Source organism: Mycobacterium sp. WMMD1722 (assembly GCF_049315205.1).
Classification (GTDB): domain Bacteria; phylum Actinomycetota; class Actinomycetes; order Mycobacteriales; family Mycobacteriaceae; genus Mycobacterium.
The window spans coordinates 1,208,975-1,230,065 of record NZ_CP186056.1 but is presented as its reverse complement, the minus strand read 5'-3'; the positions used below and the strand labels follow the sequence as shown (position 1 = coordinate 1,230,065).

Here is a 21,091-nt window from a genome sequence, read left to right as displayed (position 1 = left end):
ACTTCGTGAGCTTCCCGTACTTCATCTCGCCCGAGCAGGCGATGCGCGAGCGCTCCGAGCTCGCGCGCAAAGGCATCGCGCGCGGCCGCAGCGTCGTCGCGCTGGCCTACGCCGACGGTGTGGTGTTCGTGGCCGAGAACCCGTCGCGCTCACTGCAGAAGGTCAGCGAACTCTACGACCGGGTGGGCTTCGCGGCTGTCGGCCGGTTCAACGAGTTCAACAATCTGCGCAGCGGCGGTATCCGATTCGCCGACACCCAGGGCTATGCGTATTCGCGCCGCGACGTGACCGGCCGACAGCTGGCCAACGTGTACGCACAGACGCTGGGCACCATCTTCACCGAGCAGGCCAAACCCTACGAGGTCGAACTCTGCGTGGCCGAGGTTGCCCACTACGGCGAGACGAAAGCCCCTGAGCTGTACCGCATCACCTACGACGGGTCGATCGCGGACGAACCGCACTTCGTGGTCATGGGCGGTACCACCGAGCCGATCATCGCCAAACTCAACGATTCCTATTCGGAGAACGCCCAGCTCGCCGACGCGGTGGGCATTGCGGTCGAGGCGCTGGAGGCGGGCGGGGGCAACGGCGGCGAGACCAAGACGCTCGGTCCCGCGACGCTCGAGGTGGCGATCCTGGACGCCAACCGTCCGCGCCGGGCCTTCCGGCGCATCACCGGCTCGGCGTTGGAGCCGCTGCTTCCACAGCGCACCGAGTAGCCCGCTCTTCGAGTCGAACCTAGCCGCCGATCGGACCCCCGGTCGGCGGCTTTTTCGCGTGTCCGTCTTGCGCTCACCGACCATGGGGTGAATCATCACTGTTGCGTATAGAACATCACGTTGCATATCGCGCAACAACACAGCACAGCTAAGCGAAAGCGGTCGAGCCATGCCCAGAGTCGTCGTGATCGGTGCCGGCATTGTCGGCACGTCGCTGGCCGACGAGTTGACGGCCAGAGGGATCACCGATCTCACCGTCGTCGACCGCGGACCGCTGTTCGCCACCGGCGGATCGACCTCCCATGCGCCGGGCCTGGTGTTCCAGACCAACCCGTCGAAGACCATGACGACGTTCGCGCGCTACACCGTCGAGAAGTTCAGCGACCTCGAACATCCCGGCGGGTGGGTGTTCAATCCGGTGGGCGGCCTGGAGGTGGCGACCACGCCGGAGCGGTGGGCCGATCTGCACCGCAAGGCCGGGTGGGCGCAGGCCTGGGGGATCGACGGCCGGCTCGTCACCCCCGACGAATGCGCGTCGCTACATCCGCTGCTCGACCCCGCCTGCATCCTCGGTGGCTTCCACACCCCGCGTGACGGCCTGGCCAAAGCGGTCCGGGCCGCCGAGGCGCAGGCCCGCCGGGCGATGGCGCGAGGTGCGAAATTCCTCGCACACACCGAGGTGCTGGGCGTGACCGACGACGGCGCACGCGTCACCGGGGTACGCACCACCACCGGTGTCATCGACGCCGACATCGTGGTGTGCGCGGCCGGATTCTGGGGCGCCCAACTGGCCCGGCAGGTCGGCTTGGTGCTCCCGTTGGTGCCGATGGCTCACCAATACGCCCGTACCGGGCAGGTTCCGGGACTGGTCGGGCGCAATACCGAACTCTCCGAGGCGGGCCTTCCGATCCTGCGTCACCAGGACGCCGACCTGTACTTTCGCGAGCACGTCGACCGCATCGGTATCGGCTCCTACAGCCACCGCCCGATGCCGGTCGACATGTCGACACTCATGGCCGACACCGCCGACGAAGCGATGCCTTCGATGCTGCCGTTCACCGACGAGGATTTTGCGCCGGCATGGCGCAACGCCGTGAATCTGCTTCCCACCCTTGCTGACTCGAAGGTCGAAGAGGCGTTCAACGGCATCTTCTCGTTCACTCCGGACGGGTTTTCCATCATGGGAGAACACCGGGATCTCGCCGGATTCTGGGTGGCCGAGGCGGTCTGGGTCACCCATTCGGCCGGGGTGGCGAAGGCGACGGCGGAGTGGATCGTCGACGGGACGCCGTCGGTCGACGTCAGCGAATGCGACCTGTACCGCTTCGAAGACGTCGCGCGCAGTCCCGAGTTCATCTTGCAGACCAGTTCGCAGGCCTTCGCCGAGGTCTACGACATCGTGCATCCCCATCAGTTCCGCGAGAAGCTGCGGGGGCTGCGCACCAGCCCCTTCCATGCCCGCCACCGGGAACTCGGCGCCTACTTCTACGAGGGTGGCGGTTGGGAGCGCCCGGCCTGGTTCGAGGCCAACGCCGGACTGCTCGACGGCGTCGATGTCCCGGGCCGTGACGACTGGGCGGCTCGGTTCTGGTCGCCGATCGCGGTCGCCGAGGCCGCGGCCACCCGAGAACGCGTCGCGATGTACGACATGACCCCGCTGACCCGCTACGAGATCGCCGGCCCCGGCGCCGCCGCGTTCCTGCAGCGGATGACCACGAACAACGTCGACAAGAGCGTCGGATCGGTCACCTACACGCTGATGCTCGACCAGGCCGGCGGGATCCGTAGCGACCTCACCGTCGCGCGGCTGGGGGAGCACACCTTCCAGGTGGGGGCGAATTCACCGCGCGACTTCGACTGGCTCGAGCGTCACCGGCCCGATGATGTCGTACTGCGCGACGTCACCGGCGGCACCTGCTGCGTGGGGGTCTGGGGTCCGCGGGCGCGGGATATGGTGCAGCCCCTGTGCCCGGACGACTTGTCGCATCATGCATTTCGATACTTCCGGGCCTTGCGGACGCATCTCGGCGCCATCCCCGTCACGATGATGCGGGTCTCGTATGTCGGCGAATTGGGTTGGGAGATCTACGCCGGTGCCGAATACGGTGCTGCGCTGTGGGATCTGCTGTACGACGCCGGTCACCAGCACGGCGTCGTGGCCGCGGGCCGCATCGCCTTCAACAGCCTGCGGCTCGAGAAGGGCTACCGCAGCTGGGGCGCCGACATGACCACCGAACACCGGCCCGATGCCGCAGGCCTGGGCTTCGCTGTGCGGATGGACAAGGGGGACTTCGTCGGCCGAGCCGCCCTCGAACACGCGTCCGCACCGGCAAAGACCCTGCGCAGCATCGTCTTCGACGAGCCGGCGGCGGTCGCGCTCGGCAAAGAACCGGTGTTCTGCGCCGGTGACTGCGCCGGCTACGTCACGAGCGCCGGATACTCGGCGACCGTCGGCCGGACCATCGCCTACGCCTGGCTGCCCACCGACACGGCCGTGGGCACACCCGTCACCGTGGACCACCGCGGTCGATGCTTCGCCGCCACCGTCCACGACGAACCCGTGGTGGACCCCGAGATGCTGCGGATCCGGAGATAGCCATGTCGCACTCGACACACGCAGACGTCATCGTCGTCGGTCTCGGCGGGATGGGTAGCGCCGCTGCCTATCATCTGGCCACACGCGGTCAGCGCGTGCTCGGTTTGGAGAGGTTCACCCCGGCCCACGACCGTGGGTCCAGCCACGGCGGCTCGCGCATCATCCGGCAGTCCTACTTCGAGGACCCGGCCTATGTCCCGCTGCTGCTGCGGGCCTATGAGCTGTGGGACAAGCTGGCCGCCGATTCGGGCCGGGAGGTCTACCGGATGACCGGCGGCTTGTTCCTGGGCGACCCTGGCTGTTTGACGGTGGCCGGCAGCCAGCGGGCGAGCCGCGAGTGGGGCCTACCGCACGAGATGCTGGATGCGGCCGAGATCCGTTCGAGGTTCCCCCAGTTCACCCCGCGTCCTGGCGACGTCGCGCTCTACGAGGCGAAGGCCGGATTCGCCCGGCCCGAGACCACGGTGCAGGCGCACATCGATCTCGCCGAGACCGCCGGCGCCACCCTGCGCTTCGGCGAGGAGGTGACCGGATGGTCGGAGACGGCGCAGGGTGTCGAGGTGAGGACGGCCGACGCCCGCTACACCGCGGGTCAGCTGGTGATCTGTCCCGGCGCGTGGGCGCCCACGCTGCTCGCGCAGTTCGGGATCCCGATCACCGTCGAGCGTCAGGTCCTGTATTGGTTCGATCCGCTCGGCGGCACGGCGGCCTTCGAGGACCTTCCGATCTTCATCTCCGAGGATGCCTCTGGCGCGCAGATCTACGGATTCCCCGCGATCGACGGTCCCGCCGGAGGTGTGAAGGTCGCCTTCTTCCGCAACGGCGTCGAGTGCACACCGGAGACCATCGACCGCACCGTGCACGATGCCGAGATCAGCGAGATGCGCACGGAGGCAAGCAGGTTGTTACCCGCCCTCGACGGACCACTGGTGCATTCGGCGACCTGCATGTACTCGAACACCCCGGATCAGCACTTCGTGATCGCGCGACATCCGGATTGTTCGAACGTGACGGTGGCGTGCGGATTCTCCGGACACGGCTTCAAGTTCGTACCCGTGATCGGCGAGATCCTGGCCGACCTGGCCACCACCGGATCCACCGCACATCCCATCGGTCTCTTCGATCCCCGTCGGTTGGTGACAGCATGACTGAACTCGCGGCCGAGCCCACCTCGGCACTGCTCGCCACGCTCGCGGGCGACTATTACACCAGCCCGGCTGTTTTCGCTGCCGAGCAGGAACGCATCTTCGAGAGCATGTGGTTCTGCGCGGCCCGCTCCGCGGACCTTGCCCTGCCGGGCAAGTTCAAGAAGGTCCAGGTGGGCCGCGAGAGCGTCCTGGTGGTGCGGGGGCGGGACGGTCTGCTGCGGGCCTTCCTCAACGTGTGCAGGCACCGCGGAGCCCAGCTGTGCACGGAGTCCGAGGGACAGGTCAAGCGCAGCATCCGCTGTCCGTATCACTCGTGGAACTACGCGCTCGACGGGAAGCTGATGGCTGCGCCGAACATCGGGTCCCTCACCGACGAGACCGGAGCGGGAATCGACCGCTACAAATACGGCATGGTTCCGGTGGCGCTCACCGAATGGCTCGGGTACGCCTGGGTGTGCCTGGCGGACGTCCCGCCGCCCTTCGAGGACGTCGTCGCCGACACGACGAGGACACTGGGCGATTCCGATGCCATCAACCGGTACGGCATCGGCGGCCTCGATGTGGGCCGGCGCGTCGTCTACGACGTCGCCGCCAACTGGAAGCTCATCGTCGAGAACTTCATGGAGTGCTACCACTGCAGCTCCATCCATCCCGAACTGGTCGACGTACTCCCGGAATTCGCCCGTGGCGTCGCCGCACAGGCCAACGTCGGCCAGGGCGCGCAATTCGGTGCGCAGATAGACGGTTTCACCATCGACGGTTCGGAGGGCTTCGAGCGGCTGCCCGGTGTCACCGCAGAACAGGACCGCCGCTACTACGCCATCACCGTCCGCCCGTCGGTCTTCGTCAACCTGGTACCCGACCACATCATCTTCCACCGCATGTATCCGCTGGCACCTGATCGCACCGTCGTCGAGTGCGATTGGCTCTACGCGCCGGACGTGGTGGCCGCCGGCCACGATGTGTCGCATTCGGTCGAGCTGTTCCACCGGGTCAACGAGCAGGACTTCGCCGCGTGCGAGCGCACCCAGCCGGCCATGTCGTCACGGGCCTACCGGCATGGCGGTGTCCTCGTACCTGCCGAACATCACCTCGCGGAGTTCCATCAATGGGTAGTGTCCCGTCTCGGCATGTCGGACGGGTGCGCAAGGGGTTAGACCCATGGACGGTGAACCGGACCTCCTGATCGGAGGGTCCTGGCGGGCTGCGTCCGACGGCGGCCGCCGCGACATCGTCAACCCGGCCGACGGCAGCGTCGTGGCCACGGTCGACGAGGCGCATCCCGATGACGTCTGCGCCGCTGTCGCGGCGGCCCGCACGGCATTCGACGAAGGAACATGGCGCGCCACCCCGGCCGCTGAACGCGCGGCCCTGCTGCACCGTGTCGCAGACCTGCTGCTGCGCGACAAGGAGAGCCTGTCGCTGCTGGAGACGCGCGACACCGGAAAAACGCTGGCCGAGAGCCGCATCGACATCGACGACGTGGTCTCGGTGTTTCGCTACTACGCCGCGCTGGTGGCCGTGCAGGCCGACCGGGTCGTCGACGTCGGTGACCCGGCGGTGGTCAGCCGCGTCGTGCGGGAGCCGATCGGGGTCTGCGTGCTCATCGCGCCGTGGAACTATCCGCTGCTGCAGATGTCCTGGAAAGTGGCTCCCGCCCTGGCGGCGGGGTGCACGATGGTGCTGAAGCCCAGTGAGGTGACGCCGCTGACGACGATCGCCTTCACCCATCTGCTCCAGGAAGCCGGCGCGCCGGCGGGAGTGGTGAACCTGGTGCAGGGCAGCGGCGCACGTCTGGGGGCCGCGCTCACCGACACCGACGCCGTCGACTTCATCTCGTTCACCGGGGGTGTGGCCACCGGCCGCATCATCGCCGAGACGGCGGCCAAACACGTCACCAAGGTCGCCTTGGAACTCGGCGGCAAGAACCCGCACATCGTGTTCGCCGATATCGCCGGTGCTGCCGACGGTTTCGATCTCGCGGTCGACCATGTGCTCACCGGAGTGTTCCTGCATTCCGGCCAGGTGTGTTCGGCGGGCACCCGGCTGATCGTCGAACAGTCGATCGCCGACGACTTCGTCGCCGCACTCGCCGATCGGGCCGGCCGCATCCGGATCGGCGACGGGCTCGACCCCGCCAGCGAGACCGGACCGCTGGTCTCCGAGCAGCACCGCGCCAAGGTCGAGGACTACGTGGCCCTCGGCCTGTCCGAAGGCGCCATGCTGGTGTGCGGCGGCGAGCGCCCCGACGACCCCGCCCTGAGCGCCGGCTACTTCTACCGGCCCACAATCTTCGACCGGTGCGACCGCTCGATGCGGATCGTCACCGAGGAGACCTTCGGGCCCATCCTCACCGTCGAACGATTCACCGACGAAGCCGAGGCCATCGCGCTCGGCAACGATACGCACTACGGTCTCGCGGCGGGGATTCGGACCTCCGACGCCGCGCGGGGCGAACGGGTGGCCCGCGCACTGCGGCACGGCACCGTGTGGCTCAACGACTTCGGCTACTACACCGCGGCGGCGGAGTGGGGTGGCTTCGGAAAGTCGGGCAACGGACGCGAGCTCGGACCCACCGGCCTCGCCGAATATCAAGAGCTCAAGCACATCTGGCACAACACCGCACCGCAGGCCGCCGGCTGGTTCAAGGGGTAGGAGACCCTCACCATGGTCATCAGGGAACCGCAGGCTGACAGTGGTCTGGACGACTTCGGATACCGGGAGTCGTTGGACCGCAGCATCGGCAAATTCGCCAGCTTCGCCGCCGGGGTCAGTTACATCTCGATCCTGACCGGCACTTTCCAACTGTTCTACTTCGGATTCGGCACCGCCGGACCGGCCTATCTGTGGTCGTGGCCCATCGTGTTCGTCGGGCAGATGGCCGTGGCGCTGTGCTTCATGGAACTCGCCGCCAAGTATCCGGTGGCCGGGTCGGTCTACAACTGGAGCAAGAAGCTGGCCAGCCGGCTCGTCGGGTGGACGTCGGGGTGGCTGATGCTCACCGCATCCATCGTCACGATCTCAGCGGTCGCACTGGCCTACCAACTCAACCTGCCCCGGCTGTGGAGCGGATTCCAGATCATCGGCGACGGCAGTGACAATGCGTCCTACGCGGCCAACGCGGTTCTGCTCGGCGCGATCCTGATCGCCTTCACCACGCTGGTGAACGCGCTCGGGGTGAAGCTGATGGCACTGATCAACAGCGCCGGGGTGTTCATCGAGCTGATCGCCGCGGTGCTGATCGTGGTGCTACTGGCGGTCAATGTGCAGAACAGCCCCGACATCTTCTTTTCTTCCAACGGATACGGCGCCGGCGAGAGCATGGGCTATCTGGGTGTCTTCCTGATCGCCTCACTGGCGTCGGGCTACGTCATGTACGGCTTCGACACCGCCAGCTCACTCGGCGAGGAGACCGTCGAGCCGCGCCGCACCGCACCGAAGGCCATCGCCCGGGCCATCCTCGCCTCGTTCGTGATCGGTGGCGGCATTCTGGTCTTCGCGGTCCTGGCTGCGCCGAACCTCGAAGACCCTCAGCTGGGGGAGAGCTCCGGTGGCCTGCAGTACATCGTCGAGCAGGTCATGTGGGGTCCGCTCGGAAAGATCTTCCTGATCTGCATCGTGATCGCGGTGACGGTGTGCACGCTGGCGGTCCACACCGCTGCCATCCGACTGACCTTCGCGATGGCCCGCGACAACGCGCTGCCCTTCGGCGAGCGACTGGCGACGGTCCACCCGAAGACGCAGACGCCGATCGTCCCCGCCGTCACCATCGGCGTCATCTCGGTGATCATCCTGGTGATCAACATCGGCCAGCCCAAGATCTTCACGGTGCTGACCTCGATCGCGATCATCATGATCTACCTGGCCTATCTGATGGTCACCGCGCCGCTGCTCAAGAAGCGGCTGCAGGGCCAATGGCCGCCCAAGGACCTCAAGGAGGGCGGCTACTTCACGATGGGGCGCTGGGGGCTACCGGTCAACATCGTGGCCGTGGTGTGGGGAATCGGCATGTCGTTGAACCTGGCCTGGCCGCGCGCCGTGGTGTACGGCGAGCAGTGGTATTACGCCTGGGGCGCGTTCATCTACATCGGCGTCATCCTCGGGGCCGGCCTGCTCTGGTACGCCCTCAAGGGCCGCAACCACATCGGCTGCCTGAAGTCCCACGCCGCCGAGGCCAAAGATGGCTGACGCCTTCGACTACGTCATCGCCGGCGGCGGCACTGCGGGATGCGTCCTGGCCGCCCGCCTGTCGGAGGACCCCGACGTCACCGTGTGCCTCATCGAGGCCGGGCCATCGGACGTCGGCGACGACAGGATCCTGGTCCTCGCGGATTGGATGCATCTGCTCGACTCCGGCTACGACTGGGATTACCCGGTGGAGCCGCAGGAACGGGGCAATTCGTTCATGCGGCACGCCCGGGCTCGCGTCCTGGGGGGCTGTTCTTCACACAACTCGTGCATCGCCTTCCATCCGCCGGCCGAGGCGCTCGACGAGTGGGTGCAGATGGGTGCACAGGGGTGGAGCGCGGCGGAGATCCTGCCGCTCACCCGACGCCTCACCGAGACGGTGCTCCTACGCGACGTTCCTCCCGCGGATCCTTGCGGCACAGCGGTTCTGGAAGCTGCCGCGCTGGTCGGGATACCGACGGTCGCCTTCAATCGAGGTGAGACGATCCGCAACGGCGCCGGGTGGTTCCAGATCAACGGGGGCGAGGACGGCATCAGGAACTCGACATCGAAGTCGTTCCTGCACCCGATCCTCGGCACCCGTCGCAATCTCGACGTGCGTACCGACTGCTGGATCGCCGAGATCCTGTTCGACGATGCCACCGACCATCCGACCGCCGTCGGCGTGCGCTACCAGCGGCCCGATCTGACCGGATACGACAGCGTGTCCGCGCGCCGCGAGGTCATCGTCTGCGCCGGTGCGATCGACACCCCGAAGTTGTTGATGCTCTCCGGAATCGGGCCCACGGCGCATCTGCGCGAAATGGGCGTCCCGGTGCGGGTCGACTCACCGGGCGTCGGCGCGAACCTCGACGATCACGTCGAAGGCCTGGTGTTCTGGGAGGCATCGCGTCCGATGGTCACCGAGTCCACACAGTGGTGGGAGATCGGGCTGTTCGCCACCCTCGACGAGGGCGTCACCCAACCCGATCTGATGATGCATTACGGGAGCGTGCCGTTCGACATGAACACGCTGCGGCGCGGCTATCCCACCACCGACAACGGATTCTGCCTGACCCCCAACGTGACTCAGGGACGCAGCCGCGGCACCGTCCGATTGCGCAGCCGCGACTTCCGGGACCGGGCCCGCGTTGATCCGCGCTATTTCACCGATCCGGACGGCTATGACGAACGGATCATGCTCGCCGGCGTCCGGCTGGCCCGCCGGATCGCCGAGCAGACACCGCTGGCGCCCTGGGTGGCGCGGGAACTCGCGCCCGGCCCGGACGCCACCAGCGACGACGAACTGCTCGACTACATCCACCAGTGCCACAACACGGTGTATCACCCGGCGGCCACCGCCCGGATGGGCGCACCGAACGATCCGATGGCCGTGCTGGATCCGCAGCTGCGGGTCAAAGGAGTGTCGGGGTTGCGGGTGGTCGATGCCTCGGCAATGCCGAAACTGCCTGCGGTCAACCCCAACATCACGGTCATGACGATGGCCGAGAAGTGTTCTGATCTGATCCGGGCGGGCTGACGCGCGGTGGACCTGCGCGGCTTCCTGGCCCAGCACATCCCGTTCCAGTCGATGCCGGACGACGAACTCGACCGGCTCACCGCGGATGCGACGGCCGAAGAGTTCGCGGCAGGTCAGTTGGTGGCCGACTACGCCCACCACGTCCCCGACGCGATCTGGATGGTGCTCGACGGGCAGGTGATCCTGCAGGCCAGTGGCGACGGCGCGCCCCTCGACACCGTCGGCGTGGGCGGGATCTTCGGTTACACCCCGATGCTCACCGGGGGTGGACTGCCGTTCACCGCCTATGCCGCGCTGCCCAGCACCCTGGCGCGCCTGCCGGGCCGGCAGGTCCAGGCCCAGTTCGCGCGCCCCGCGGGCCTGGCCTTCCTGGCCTTCGTCGGCGTGGAATGCGGCACCGGCGAACCGCTCGGCGCGGGCCTCCGTCGATACCGACGGACGGGTCGTCGGCGATCTGGTGCACGGCGAGCCCCTCATCGTGGATCCAGCCACCACGGTGCGTGACGTCGTGGTGGCCATGACCCGGAGACGCGTGTCGTGCGCCCTGATCCGGCTCAGTGACGGAAGTCTCGGCATCTTCACCGACCGGGACCTGCGCACCCGGGTGGTGGCGGCCGGTCTACCCGTCGACGTACCGGTGGCGGCTGTGATGAGCGCACCGGCCCGCACGGTCACCACCGATCTCACCAGCGAGACGGTCCTCATGGAGATGCTCGACACCGGGCTGCGGCACATGCCCGTGGTCACCGGACACGGCGCGGTGGTCGGCGTGCTCGAGGACGGTGACCTGCTCACCGCGTCCGCACGACAGAGCTTTCTCTTACGTCGCGCCATCGGAAACGCCTCGGACGCAGCCGAATTGCAGCGGGTGGGCGGGGGCGTCCCGGCGATCGCCGGCGAACTGTTCCGCAACGGCACCAAGGCCTCCGCCACCAGCGCCCTGTTGTCCGTCGTCACAGACAGCCTGGTGCGGCGCGCCCTGCAGGTGGCACTCGCCGAAGCCGACCATCCTCCACAGGACGGGGTGGCATGGCTGACGCTGGGCAGCGTGGCCCGCCGGGAGGCCATGCCGTCCTCAGACGTCGACAGTGCCCTGTCATGGCGAGCCGACCTGTGCCGCGATGCGGGAACCCTGCGCTCGATTGCCCGACGAGTCCACCAGATCCTGGACGGGTGCGGACTGCCGTCGGACCGCAACGGCGCGGTCGCCTGGAAACCGGCGTTATCCCGGCCGGCGCCGGAATGGCTCGCGGCCGCCCGCGGGTGGCTCGACGATCCGCTGCGCGACCGCGGCCTGATCATGTCGTCGCTGATGATCGACGCCAGAGTGGTCTGGGGTGAGGCGACGCTGCACACGGTGCCCACCGCCTACCGACGCATGCGCGACGACCACCCGAACGCGCTGCGGTTGCAGCTGCTCGACGCGTTGTCGGGGCGAGTCCGCACCCGCTCGCTGCGCGACGTGCTCGCCCGCCGCGGCGGCACCTTCGATCTGAAGAGTCACGCCGTCACCCCGATCGTGAACCTGGCGCGGTGGGGCGGCCTGGCCGCCGGCATGGCGTCGGCCACCACACCCGCGCGATTGGCCGCCGCCGCCGATGCGAAGGCGATCAGTGCACCGGACGCCACCACGCTGTGCGACGTCTTCCTGATGCTGCAGCGGCTGCGCATGACCCATCAGGTGGAGCAGCTGGCCGCCGGCCACCCGCCGGGCGACGTCATCACCATGTCGGAGTTGTCGCCGCTGAACCGCAGTCTGCTCAACCAGGGGCTGCGCGAAATCGTGGCGGTGCAGCGCCGGGTGCGTCAATTCGGGATCCCGCCGGTCTAGGGTTGCGCGGATGGCACGCGACGACGACAGACCGGCAGCGGCGGTGCAATCGGTCGACCGCGCGCTCCTGGTGCTCGAAATCCTGGCCAGGGCGGGTCAGGCCGGAGTGACCGAGATCGCCGCCGAACTGGACGTGCACAAGTCGACGGCATCGCGGCTGATCGCAGCGCTGGAGAGCCGCGGATTCGTGGAGCAGATCTCCGGGCGGGGCAAGTACCGGCTCGGCTTCGCGATCGCCCGCCTGGCCCGGGCCAGTAGCGCCCATCTCGATCTCGCCCGGCTCAGCCAGGACATCTGCGACGGATTGACCGACGCCCTCGGCGAGACGACGAACGTGGCGATCCTCGACGAGAACCGCATCGTCAACGTCGTCGAATCCATCGGCCCCGGGGAGATCACCCTGCGCACCTGGGTGGGGCAGAACTGCCCGGCACATGCGACGTCCAGCGGCAAGGTACTGCTCGCCGCACTCGACACCGCGGAGGTCCGGGCGCGGCTGGACGAGACGTTGCCGGCGTTCACGCCGTCCACCATCGGGACGCTCGACGATCTGCTGGCCGGGCTGGCCGACGTGCGGGAGCGCGGGTGGGCCACCGTCACCGAGGAACTCGAGGTCGGGCTCAACGCCGTCGCCGCGCCGGTGCGCGACGCGAACGACCAGGTGATCGCGGCGCTGAGCGTGTCGGGGCCGTCCTACCGGATGGGTGAGGACAGCTTCGCCGAGGTCGCCAAACAGACCGTGGCCGCCGCCGAGGCGATCAGCCGCCGGCTGGGATGGATCGACCCACCGCGCTGACGTGACATTCGGTGGCCACGGTGTCAACACACGTACGGTGTGAACAGGGGTCATGGCGACCAATCGGCAGGACAACCCCGTAAGCTCGTTGACGTGCAGCGACGAATCATGGGCATCGAAACCGAATTCGGCGTGACCTGCACCTTTCATGGCCATCGCCGGTTGAGTCCGGATGAGGTCGCCCGCTATCTTTTCCGCAGGGTGGTGTCGTGGGGCCGCAGCTCCAACGTCTTCCTGCGCAACGGCGCGCGGCTGTATCTCGACGTGGGCTCGCACCCGGAGTACGCCACGGCCGAGTGTGACAACCTGCAGCAGCTCGTCACCCATGACCGGGCGGGTGAGCGCGTGCTCGAGGACCTGCTGGTCGATGCCGAACAGCGGCTTGCCGACGAGGGCATCGGCGGGGACATCTATCTGTTCAAGAACAACACCGACTCCGCGGGCAACTCCTACGGCTGCCACGAGAACTACCTGATCGTGCGGGCGGGGGAGTTCTCCCGAATCTCTGATGTATTGCTGCCATTCCTGGTCACCCGCCAGCTGATCTGCGGCGCGGGCAAGGTACTGCAGACGCCGAAGGCGGCGACGTTCTGCTTGAGCCAGCGCGCCGAGCACATCTGGGAAGGGGTGTCGAGCGCAACGACCCGCTCACGTCCCATCATCAATACCCGCGACGAGCCGCATGCCGATGCGGAGAAGTACCGTCGCCTGCACGTCATCGTCGGCGACTCCAACATGTGCGAAGCCACCACCATGCTGAAGGTCGGAACGGCCTCGCTGGTGTTGGAGATGATCGAGGCCGGGGTGCCGTTCCGCGATTTCTCGCTGGACAACCCCATCCGGGCGATCCGCGAGGTGAGCCACGATCTGACGGGCCGGCGCCCGGTGCGGCTGGCCGGCGGGCGGCAGGCCAGTGCGCTCGACATCCAGCGGGAGTACTACTCGCGCGCGGTCGACTATCTGCAGACCCGGGAGCCGAACTCGCAGATCGAGCAGGTGGTGGATCTGTGGGGCCGCCAGCTCGACGCGGTGGAGAGCCAGGATTTCGCAAAGGTCGACACCGAGATCGACTGGGTGATCAAGCGCAAGCTGTTCCAGCGTTACCAGGACCGCTACGACATGGAGCTGTCCGACCCGAAGATCAGCCAGCTCGACCTGGCGTATCACGACATCAAGCGGGGGCGCGGTGTGTTCGACCTACTGCAGCGCAAGGGGCTCGCGACGCGGATCACCACCGACGAGGAGATCGAGGCGGCGGTGAACACGCCGCCGCAGACGACGCGGGCCAAACTGCGCGGAGAGTTCATCAGCGCCGCCCAGGAAGCCGGCCGGGACTTCACCGTCGACTGGGTGCATCTCAAGCTCAACGATCAGGCGCAGCGCACGGTGCTCTGCAAAGACCCGTTCCGGTCGGTCGACGAGCGGGTGAAGCGGCTCATCGCCAGCATGTAGTGCGCACCCCACTTTGGTGCGGTGACGCCTGGTGATGCTCGGGTAACATTTGCTGCACGGTTACAGGTGGGGCTGCCGGTGCGTGTTTCCCGGCAGTCGACGCCGCGCGCTGGGTGTGATTGGGGGCATCGATGGAAGAGTTGAGAGTCAACACCGGAGAGCTGGCCAGCGGCGGTAACGGGCTGGTCGACGGGGCGAACGCGATCCCGGAGCCGCTGCCGCCGCTCGTGCTCGAAGGCACTGATGCGCTGTCGTTGGCGATTCAGAATCGGACCCAGCAGATCGAGCAGCCGCTGATCGACGGGTTGCCGCGCACCAAAGAAGAGGCACTCGAGACGGCGCGCAACATCATCAAGGCCGCCGGGATGTACGAGCAGACCGATCAACAAGTCGCCGACCAGGTGGCCAAAGCGCTCGAGGCACGGGGGGTCGGGGGCGCAGGTGCGGCGGGCGCCGGAGGCGTCGATCAACAGGCGGGCCAGATGGGTCAGATGGCGGGTATGCCCATGCAGATGGCTCAGCAGGCTGCGCAGATCCCGATGCAGCTGGCGAGTATGGCGGCGCAGATTCCGCAGGGGATCATGCAGGGCATCCAGAGCGGGATGCAGCAGATGAGCCAGTTGTCCGGCCAGATCGGCGAAATCGGCGGGGCGAGCAAGGACGAGAAGTCCACGCTGGCTGAAGAGCTGCGTGAGCGCGAAGGTGACGACGAGACGGATCGGCGCGAGGACGAGCACGGCGAGGCCGGGCCGGAGAACGGGACCGGCGAGCGGGCGCCCGACGTGGGCCCGAGTCGGCCTGAGCCTGCCGCTCCACAGGCCGAACCGGTGCCCGAGGCGCCGCCTGTTCCGAAGCCGGCGCCGACGCGGCCGGCTCAATCAGAATCGGTGGTGTTGTGACCGTGGGTTGTTCTGACGACGCGAAGGTGTGTATATGACTTTGCCTCCTCCTCCTTCTACTCCGTACGGCGGACCGCACGGCGGGGGTATTGGTGGTTCGCCGCAGTGGGGGAGTCAGCAGCCGGATTCGGCTGGGGGGCAGTTCGGTGGTCCGCCGCCGTGGGGTCCGCCGCCGGGGCAGCCGCAGTGGGGTGGCCCGCCTGCGGGTCCGCCGCCCAAGGGCGGCAAGGGAAAGTGGATTCTGGGCGGGATCATCGTTGCGCTGGTGGTTGCTTTGGCGGTGACGATCACGGTGCTGGTGGTGCGTCCAGAGTCTGGTGGCCCGTCGGCGACGCCGACCGATGGGGCTGATTCGGAGTTTGCGAGTGCGGACGATACGGGGCCGGTGAACATCATCACCGAGGATCCGACGTGCAAGGCGTGGAACACAATCGCGCGCGAGTATGCGCGGACGAGCGAATCAGTTAATTGGGCAGATCGTGATCAGTCCATTCCCTCCACTGCGTGGACGCCTGTTCAGCGAACCATGTACGAAACGGTGAAGGCGGCACTCGACAAGGCTGCCGACCAGACGGTGAGCCTGATACCTCTAACGCCGCATCGCGTGATGCGTGAGCTTTATGAGCAGTTCGTGGCGTACGCACGAGCTTTCAGCGACCGGATCCCGGGTTACGTGGGTGATGACCGATTTCTAGCTAGTACCGCCGATGGGCTCACGTCGTCGGCTGCGGCGATCTGCTCGTCTATCGACTACGAGAGTGCTCAGAGACTGGCACCGCTAGTGAGCGATGTCGAACCGCCGACAAGGTTGTCGTCGGCTGCGGACGGCGAGAACCCGCAACCGTCGTTGCGGGCCGCGGACGCTGTGTGTACCCGCTGGGCGGACGTCCTCGCGCAGTCAGACGATGACACTAAAACTTGGAGAGAATTGGATCCCTCCATTCCAGCCACCGCATGGACTCCCGAGCAGCGCTCCATCAATGAGAAAGTGGCTACGACAATGGGTGGCTATGCAGACCAATATGAGGAAGTAGCGCGATCAAGCGAAAACCCACTGTTCGAAGACTTCGGCGTCTTGGCTGCGCAGTATCAGCGAGCATTCGTGCTAGCGATTCCGACATACACATCGTCGGACAACTTCCTCACCAACGCGGCCACTTTCTTAGCAGCCACCTTGAAGTCTGGCTGCAAGGTGAATAAATCGTGATGCTGCCATCGCCTGCGTTGTATCTCCCGTCACTGAAATACGCCGATGGTCGCGTCGATCGTTGCGTGGCGGTTTTTTAGATGGCCACCTCGACTGAACGGCCGAGCGGTGATTACGCCGCAGAAATGACCGGTCCCGGCGCGTGGCCGGAAGTCGACGAAACAGTGTTGTCTTCAAGGGCGACGACTCTTGGTGCGACGAAGACATCGCTCGAAACTGCCCGCGGCAAATGGGATTCTAAAGGCGCTCATATCTTTAATGGACCCGATGTGTGGATTGGCTCTGCCGCTGGGAGCGCTGGCGCGCGGGTCAGTGCGCATAGTTCCGAGATGAGTTCACATGCTGAACGGCTCAGCACGGCTATCGGATTCGCGCAGGATGCTGCATTGGACGTAGCCAGCGCGAAGGAGGCCATTCGGGGGAATGTTAGATCAGCTCAGGAAAGAATCAATACGTACCGTAAGTCCGCGGCAGCCAATAACATAGACCCAACGAACGACATCAAGGCTTACGTTAATGACGAGTACCTCAAGAATTTCAACCTAGTTGGCGACGTAGCAAAGCAATGGGGTGGAGATTCGGGAGAGCCTCAGAGGCCATTCGACGAACCTGACCTACCACCTCCTGGGGCATCGCGCGTGCACGGCGATGCGAAACCGCCACTTGTTAGGTTCAGCTCTGAACAGACGTCCAACACGCGAGCATTACAGGAAGACGCTATTCCTGCGGGCGGCAATGCACGACCTCCCGCAACACTGAGGACAGCTGCAGACGACCAACACGCTCCCTATGTGTCGGCTGAGCCAACTGCAGGTCCGGCTACTACGTCCCCCCCCGTTCGTACAACGAACGCCGAACCTAATGCTCCTGTTGTGGCCCCGCCACCTATGCGGCCCCCGCCAAATGCGCCCTCTGCCACCGTATCGTCCGCGCCAACTCCGGTCGGTGTTACTAGTGGCCCCAGTCCCGCAGTGCAGATGCCCGGAGGCGGCAGCCTCGGTGGTGTCAGCGCCGGCTCCGGGGGCGGTTCCGGTGTCTCGAGCGGGTCCAGTGGCGCCGACGCGATGGGCGGCCTTTTCGGTAACCAGTCCGGCGGCGAACAGACAGGATTCGACGCCGGTAAGGGGGCCGCCGCTGGAGGGCACCCGGGTGGTGCGGGCGGGCCGCAGCAGCCCCTGCCGATGGCGCCGGTTGCTGACGCGCTGTCGAATATTGGGCCTGCGGTTCAGGCGGCGTCGACTCCGATGGCACCGCCGTCGGTACCGATGGATGTCGACACGAGTGCGGCCACGTCGGCGGCGACTCAGCATGCGAGTACACCGGTCGCGCCCCCGGCGCCTCCTTCAGCGCCGGTCGCACCGCCGTCGGGCGCCGGCTCCTTCTCCGCGGGGGGCGCAGCACCGATGCCTCCGCCGATGCCGCTCGGCCCGCCACCGACCCCTTCACCGGCCGCTCCGGTGGTCTCGGCAGCGGCGGGACCACCCGCTCCGGTGGCGCCCACCTCGAATGCCGCCAGTGTGGTCGGCGCGCCTGCGCCGGTGCCGGTTTCGACTGCACGGGCGCACCGCGACCTCATCGCCGGTGCAACACGTCGCGGTGCGGGTGGCGATCCGGTGCAGGTGGCTCGTCGAATCGGCGCAGCGCTCAACGCGAGTCGAACGGGTGACTTCGGCTTCTTCTGGGTGGTCGCAGTGACGCAGGACGGCACCATTCTCGTGGCGAACAGCTACGGCGTCGGGTACATCCCCGAAGGCGTCAGGCTGCCTGAGCCGGTGCGAATGGTCAGCGCCGACGAGTGCATCCCGTTGGACGAGCGCGCCAGATGGGCGACGTATCCGATGCTCGCGCTGCACGGGTGGGCGCAGTATCACGATGTCGCACTGCGAGCCGTCGTCGCGACGGCCGAACAGTTCGACGGCTTCGACCCCGGCGCACCTCGAGTCGTCTTGCAGCCAGACGACATTCCCGAAAGAGGGGATATGGCGGGTCGGTCGCGGCTCGATATCGTTGCCCCGGCCGCCGCGAAGCAGCTAGCGTCCATGCCCGACAACGCGCTGGCCGAACTGCTGCCGCCGGCGCCTGCGGATACCACTCCGCCGGTAGACGATTCGGCGATGCTGTGGTTCGACGTGATGAAGCCGCTGATGAGTGCTGCGCCGGACCGAGGCGTCCCGCACCTGCAAGCGATGGCGATCTACGCCGAGCACGCGCAGGTGCTTGCGTTGCACGCCGCCCACGTCGCCACCGATGCCACGGCTCTGCGTGCGGCCATTTCCGACTGGATCTACTGGCAACACGTGGGTGTCTTGAGTGCCGACGCGGTTTCGGTCAGTCGGTAACGGTTTCGGGAGCTAAGGGGGTGTGTGCGCGGTGAGTGTTCTGGATGGCTTCTACGCAACCTGGACCGACGCGCGTCAGACCTTCGGAGAAGGCGCTCCGCAGAAAGGTGCCGACTTCGATGACAGTTCGCAGCTGCGCACGTTAGGTACCGGCCTCGACGAGGCGAAGCCGGGTGACAAGTGGTCCGGCGCAGCCGCATCGGGCTACGACAAGGCCAACTCGGAGCACCAGAAGGTGTTCACCAAGCTCGCCGAGTTGGACCAGAAGTTGGCTCAACAGGTGGATCGGTCGGCTCAGGTGGTCGACACCGGGCGGCTCAACCTGGATTCGCTGAGGCAGTGGGTGACCGACGCGGCTAACAGCGTCCCGCCCGGCAGGCAGCGCGACCTGATGTTGATGCAGATCGCCAAACGGGGCCTCGGTCAGCTCGCCGACGTGGTGAAGACGTCCAACGACGAGCTCAATGGCGTCGGTCGTGACATCCGTCGCCTTCAAGGCGAGTACGACGACGCGGGGATCCAAAAGTTCAGTAACGACAAGCGCGAAGGCCCAGCGATAGGCGCCGAACCGGATTACCAAGAACGGTCGCCCGGTGAACTCACCGCCGAAGAGGGACGTCTCGACGGTGAAAGCCTCGGAGACGGGATGCTCTCGCCCCAACAGCGCGCCCGTCTACTGGAGGCCGGAACACTGTCTCAAGAGCAGCTGCATGCTCTGGCGTCCGGCCAGCGCGTCGTCGTCGGTGAAGAGAGGATGGGCTACCTCTACCAACTTTCACAGGCAATGAACGGGTTGGCGCCCGAACAGATTAAGAACATCTCTGAATCTCTGCCGCCCGACGAGCAAGCGGCGCTGGCTCAGAGCTTGGCCATCGTGTCGAATCCAAATGCGCTATCTGGCAATGAGAACACCGTTGGGGTGACCGACCAGACGCGGGACTCCTTCGTACCGGGGGCTGGCAGCCTCGTCAATCTTCCCGACGGCATCCACGACGAATTGTCCAGGGACGACAGAGTGGTCGTCAATCCCGAGCACACCGTCGGAACGGGCACGATGATGCCCGCTGTTATCCCTGAGTCCGTCGACCTGAACGGTGTCGGCGCAATGCAGGACGTTGCGGCCATCATGGAACCGGCTGGGCGTGACTATCTGAACGGCAGCGAAACTACGCGAGCGATGCTCGACGCGTCGTCGCAGTATGCCGCGGCCGATGCACAGTATGACGATCAGAACGTCAATTCGGATCACCATGGGCCGAGTGTGTCCAGTTCGTTGGCTGACGTTGTCCAGGTCGCGGCTGCCGATCACATCAGCATTCACGACCTCAGTACCGTTCCGGCTACCCGCGAGGACTTCCTTCATGGCATGACCGCCGAGAACTGGGGTGTCGACTCGACGCGGGTCGGTGACGCATTCCGTTGGACTGGGACTGATCCACAGAATCCGATCGCTTCCGAGACCGCCAATTCCATTGCCCACTATCTGTCGGAACATAAGGTCGACCTCCAGCACATGGAGGGCGGGGGCACCTTCGGGTCGGTGAACGGGGGTCTGCTGCAAGCAATGGCCGATGGCACAGCGCCGTACCTCGCGCAACTCGCCGGCGCCCACGAAGCGTCCGGGTTCACCGCGTCAGGGATTGACCACTTCAAGAGCGAGGAGCAGATGCGGGATCTGTTCTCCGTGTTCGATCAAGACCACGCGGCCGGGACCACCGCGAACAACGCGGCCTTGCAGCAGCAGCAGTACCTCGAACTGAACGCCGCCGAACACGGGATCAAGGGCAATCAGATCGAGGTCGCTGCGCGGCTCGGTGAGGCGATGTCGACAGGTGCCCAAGACGCGAAAGACTTCGGTCAGGCGGCACATCAGTGGCAAGTAGCTCAGGACAATCAAAAGGCCGGAGTAGCGTTCGACACTGGTTACGGAGCGCTCACGGCCATCGGCGAACTGATTCCGGGTGGCCAGATACCTGCGGCGGTTGCGACAGTGCTCGGGCCCGTATTCAAGGATGAGCTACTTCCCGACGTTGATCCCACAACGATTCAGGGTGACAACTTCTTTACGGATCAACTCAGCCAGGGTCGGTTCAACAACACCACCGACAACTATGCGACCGCTCTGCAGGGCTTGATCAATGCGCATCCGGAGATTGCTGACGATCCCGCCCTAGCGGAACTGGTATCCGACGGCGCAGTCAATCCGGCGGCCGCGCGAGTAAATCCCGACGCCGATCAAACGCTCAGCAACTGGTTCAGGGCCAACGCCGAGTTTTACGGCTACGATCCTGAAATCTGGATGACGCAACGACTGGACGGCCGCGACAACAACAACTGGGATCACTGACTGAGATGATCCCTGTCTTTCGTTCAGCCGTCGGGGCCGTCGCCCTATCG

13 protein-coding genes and 1 pseudogene are annotated in these 21,091 nt (G+C 66.2%); all 14 read left to right on the top strand.

Going from position 1 to position 21,091, the window contains the following annotated elements; all coding sequences use genetic code 11:
• Positions 1-5: 5 nt before the first annotated feature.
• The 14 genes and pseudogenes from prcA to ACN27E_RS05630 all read left to right on the top strand — a co-directional run bounded on the left by prcA (position 6) and on the right by ACN27E_RS05630 (position 21,041).
• Positions 6-719 (top strand): proteasome subunit alpha, encoded by a 714-nt coding sequence (prcA, locus tag ACN27E_RS05695; RefSeq protein WP_422747292.1) that lies wholly within the window; start codon positions 6-8, stop codon positions 717-719.
• A gap of 169 nt (positions 720-888) precedes the next feature.
• Positions 889-3,315, top strand: coding sequence for a GcvT family protein (locus tag ACN27E_RS05690; protein WP_422747290.1), 2,427 nt, complete (start codon positions 889-891; stop codon positions 3,313-3,315).
• Positions 3,316-3,317: 2 nt separating this feature from the next.
• Complete coding sequence (gene solA, locus ACN27E_RS05685; RefSeq protein WP_422747288.1) at positions 3,318-4,463, top strand: N-methyl-L-tryptophan oxidase; 1,146 nt, start codon at positions 3,318-3,320, stop codon at positions 4,461-4,463.
• Complete coding sequence (locus ACN27E_RS05680; protein ID WP_422747286.1) at positions 4,460-5,620, top strand: aromatic ring-hydroxylating oxygenase subunit alpha; 1,161 nt, start codon at positions 4,460-4,462, stop codon at positions 5,618-5,620. The genes solA and ACN27E_RS05680 overlap by 4 nt, the downstream gene beginning before the upstream one ends.
• A 4-nt stretch (positions 5,621-5,624) precedes the next feature.
• Positions 5,625-7,118: an aldehyde dehydrogenase family protein gene (locus ACN27E_RS05675; RefSeq protein WP_422747284.1), complete on the top strand. Its 1,494-nt coding sequence runs from the start codon at positions 5,625-5,627 to the stop codon at positions 7,116-7,118.
• A 12-nt stretch (positions 7,119-7,130) separates the two neighbouring features.
• Positions 7,131-8,651 carry an APC family permease gene (locus tag ACN27E_RS05670; protein WP_422747282.1) on the top strand — a complete coding sequence of 507 codons (1,521 nt, stop codon included), beginning with the start codon at positions 7,131-7,133 and terminating at the stop codon, positions 8,649-8,651.
• On the top strand, positions 8,644-10,170 hold the full coding sequence (locus ACN27E_RS05665; RefSeq protein ID WP_422747280.1) for a GMC family oxidoreductase: 1,527 nt from the start codon (positions 8,644-8,646) through the stop codon (positions 10,168-10,170). Before ACN27E_RS05670 ends, ACN27E_RS05665 begins: the two co-directional genes overlap by 8 nt.
• 51 nt (positions 10,171-10,221) lie before the next feature.
• A pseudogene (locus ACN27E_RS05660) lies at positions 10,222-12,001 on the top strand (putative nucleotidyltransferase substrate binding domain-containing protein).
• A 10-nt stretch (positions 12,002-12,011) separates the two neighbouring features.
• On the top strand, positions 12,012-12,797 hold the full coding sequence (locus ACN27E_RS05655; protein WP_422747278.1) for an IclR family transcriptional regulator: 786 nt from the start codon (positions 12,012-12,014) through the stop codon (positions 12,795-12,797).
• Between the two features lie 93 nt (positions 12,798-12,890).
• Positions 12,891-14,249 (top strand): Pup--protein ligase, encoded by a 1,359-nt coding sequence (pafA, locus tag ACN27E_RS05650; protein WP_422747276.1) that lies wholly within the window; start codon positions 12,891-12,893, stop codon positions 14,247-14,249.
• A 131-nt stretch (positions 14,250-14,380) separates the two neighbouring features.
• The gene (locus tag ACN27E_RS05645) at positions 14,381-15,148 is read left to right on the top strand and encodes a hypothetical protein (RefSeq protein ID WP_422747274.1); all 768 of its coding nucleotides are present in this window, start codon (positions 14,381-14,383) and stop codon (positions 15,146-15,148) included.
• A 34-nt stretch (positions 15,149-15,182) separates the two neighbouring features.
• Entirely contained in the window at positions 15,183-16,355 is a 1,173-nt protein-coding gene (locus ACN27E_RS05640) for a hypothetical protein (protein ID WP_422747272.1), read from the top strand.
• A gap of 1,691 nt (positions 16,356-18,046) precedes the next feature.
• Positions 18,047-18,694 (top strand): secretion protein EccK, encoded by a 648-nt coding sequence (locus tag ACN27E_RS05635; protein WP_422747270.1) that lies wholly within the window; start codon positions 18,047-18,049, stop codon positions 18,692-18,694.
• Between the two features lie 31 nt (positions 18,695-18,725).
• On the top strand, positions 18,726-21,041 hold the full coding sequence (locus ACN27E_RS05630) for an EspA/EspE family type VII secretion system effector (RefSeq protein ID WP_422747269.1): 2,316 nt from the start codon (positions 18,726-18,728) through the stop codon (positions 21,039-21,041).
• Positions 21,042-21,091: the final 50 nt, after the last annotated feature.

Excerpts from the sequence above, each read along its gene's own strand:
- ACN27E_RS05690 (WP_422747290.1), top strand. The coding sequence starts at position 889 with ATGCCCAGAGTCGTCGTGATCGGTGCCGGCATTGTCGGCACGTCGCTG.
- ACN27E_RS05640 (WP_422747272.1), top strand. The coding sequence starts at position 15,183 with ATGACTTTGCCTCCTCCTCCTTCTACTCCGTACGGCGGACCGCACGGC.
- solA (WP_422747288.1), top strand. The coding sequence starts at position 3,318 with ATGTCGCACTCGACACACGCAGACGTCATCGTCGTCGGTCTCGGCGGG.
- ACN27E_RS05665 (WP_422747280.1), top strand. The coding sequence starts at position 8,644 with ATGGCTGACGCCTTCGACTACGTCATCGCCGGCGGCGGCACTGCGGGA.
- ACN27E_RS05680 (WP_422747286.1), top strand. The coding sequence starts at position 4,460 with ATGACTGAACTCGCGGCCGAGCCCACCTCGGCACTGCTCGCCACGCTC.
- ACN27E_RS05670 (WP_422747282.1), top strand. The coding sequence starts at position 7,131 with ATGGTCATCAGGGAACCGCAGGCTGACAGTGGTCTGGACGACTTCGGA.
- ACN27E_RS05645 (WP_422747274.1), top strand. The coding sequence starts at position 14,381 with ATGGAAGAGTTGAGAGTCAACACCGGAGAGCTGGCCAGCGGCGGTAAC.
- ACN27E_RS05675 (WP_422747284.1), top strand. The coding sequence starts at position 5,625 with ATGGACGGTGAACCGGACCTCCTGATCGGAGGGTCCTGGCGGGCTGCG.
- ACN27E_RS05655 (WP_422747278.1), top strand. The coding sequence starts at position 12,012 with ATGGCACGCGACGACGACAGACCGGCAGCGGCGGTGCAATCGGTCGAC.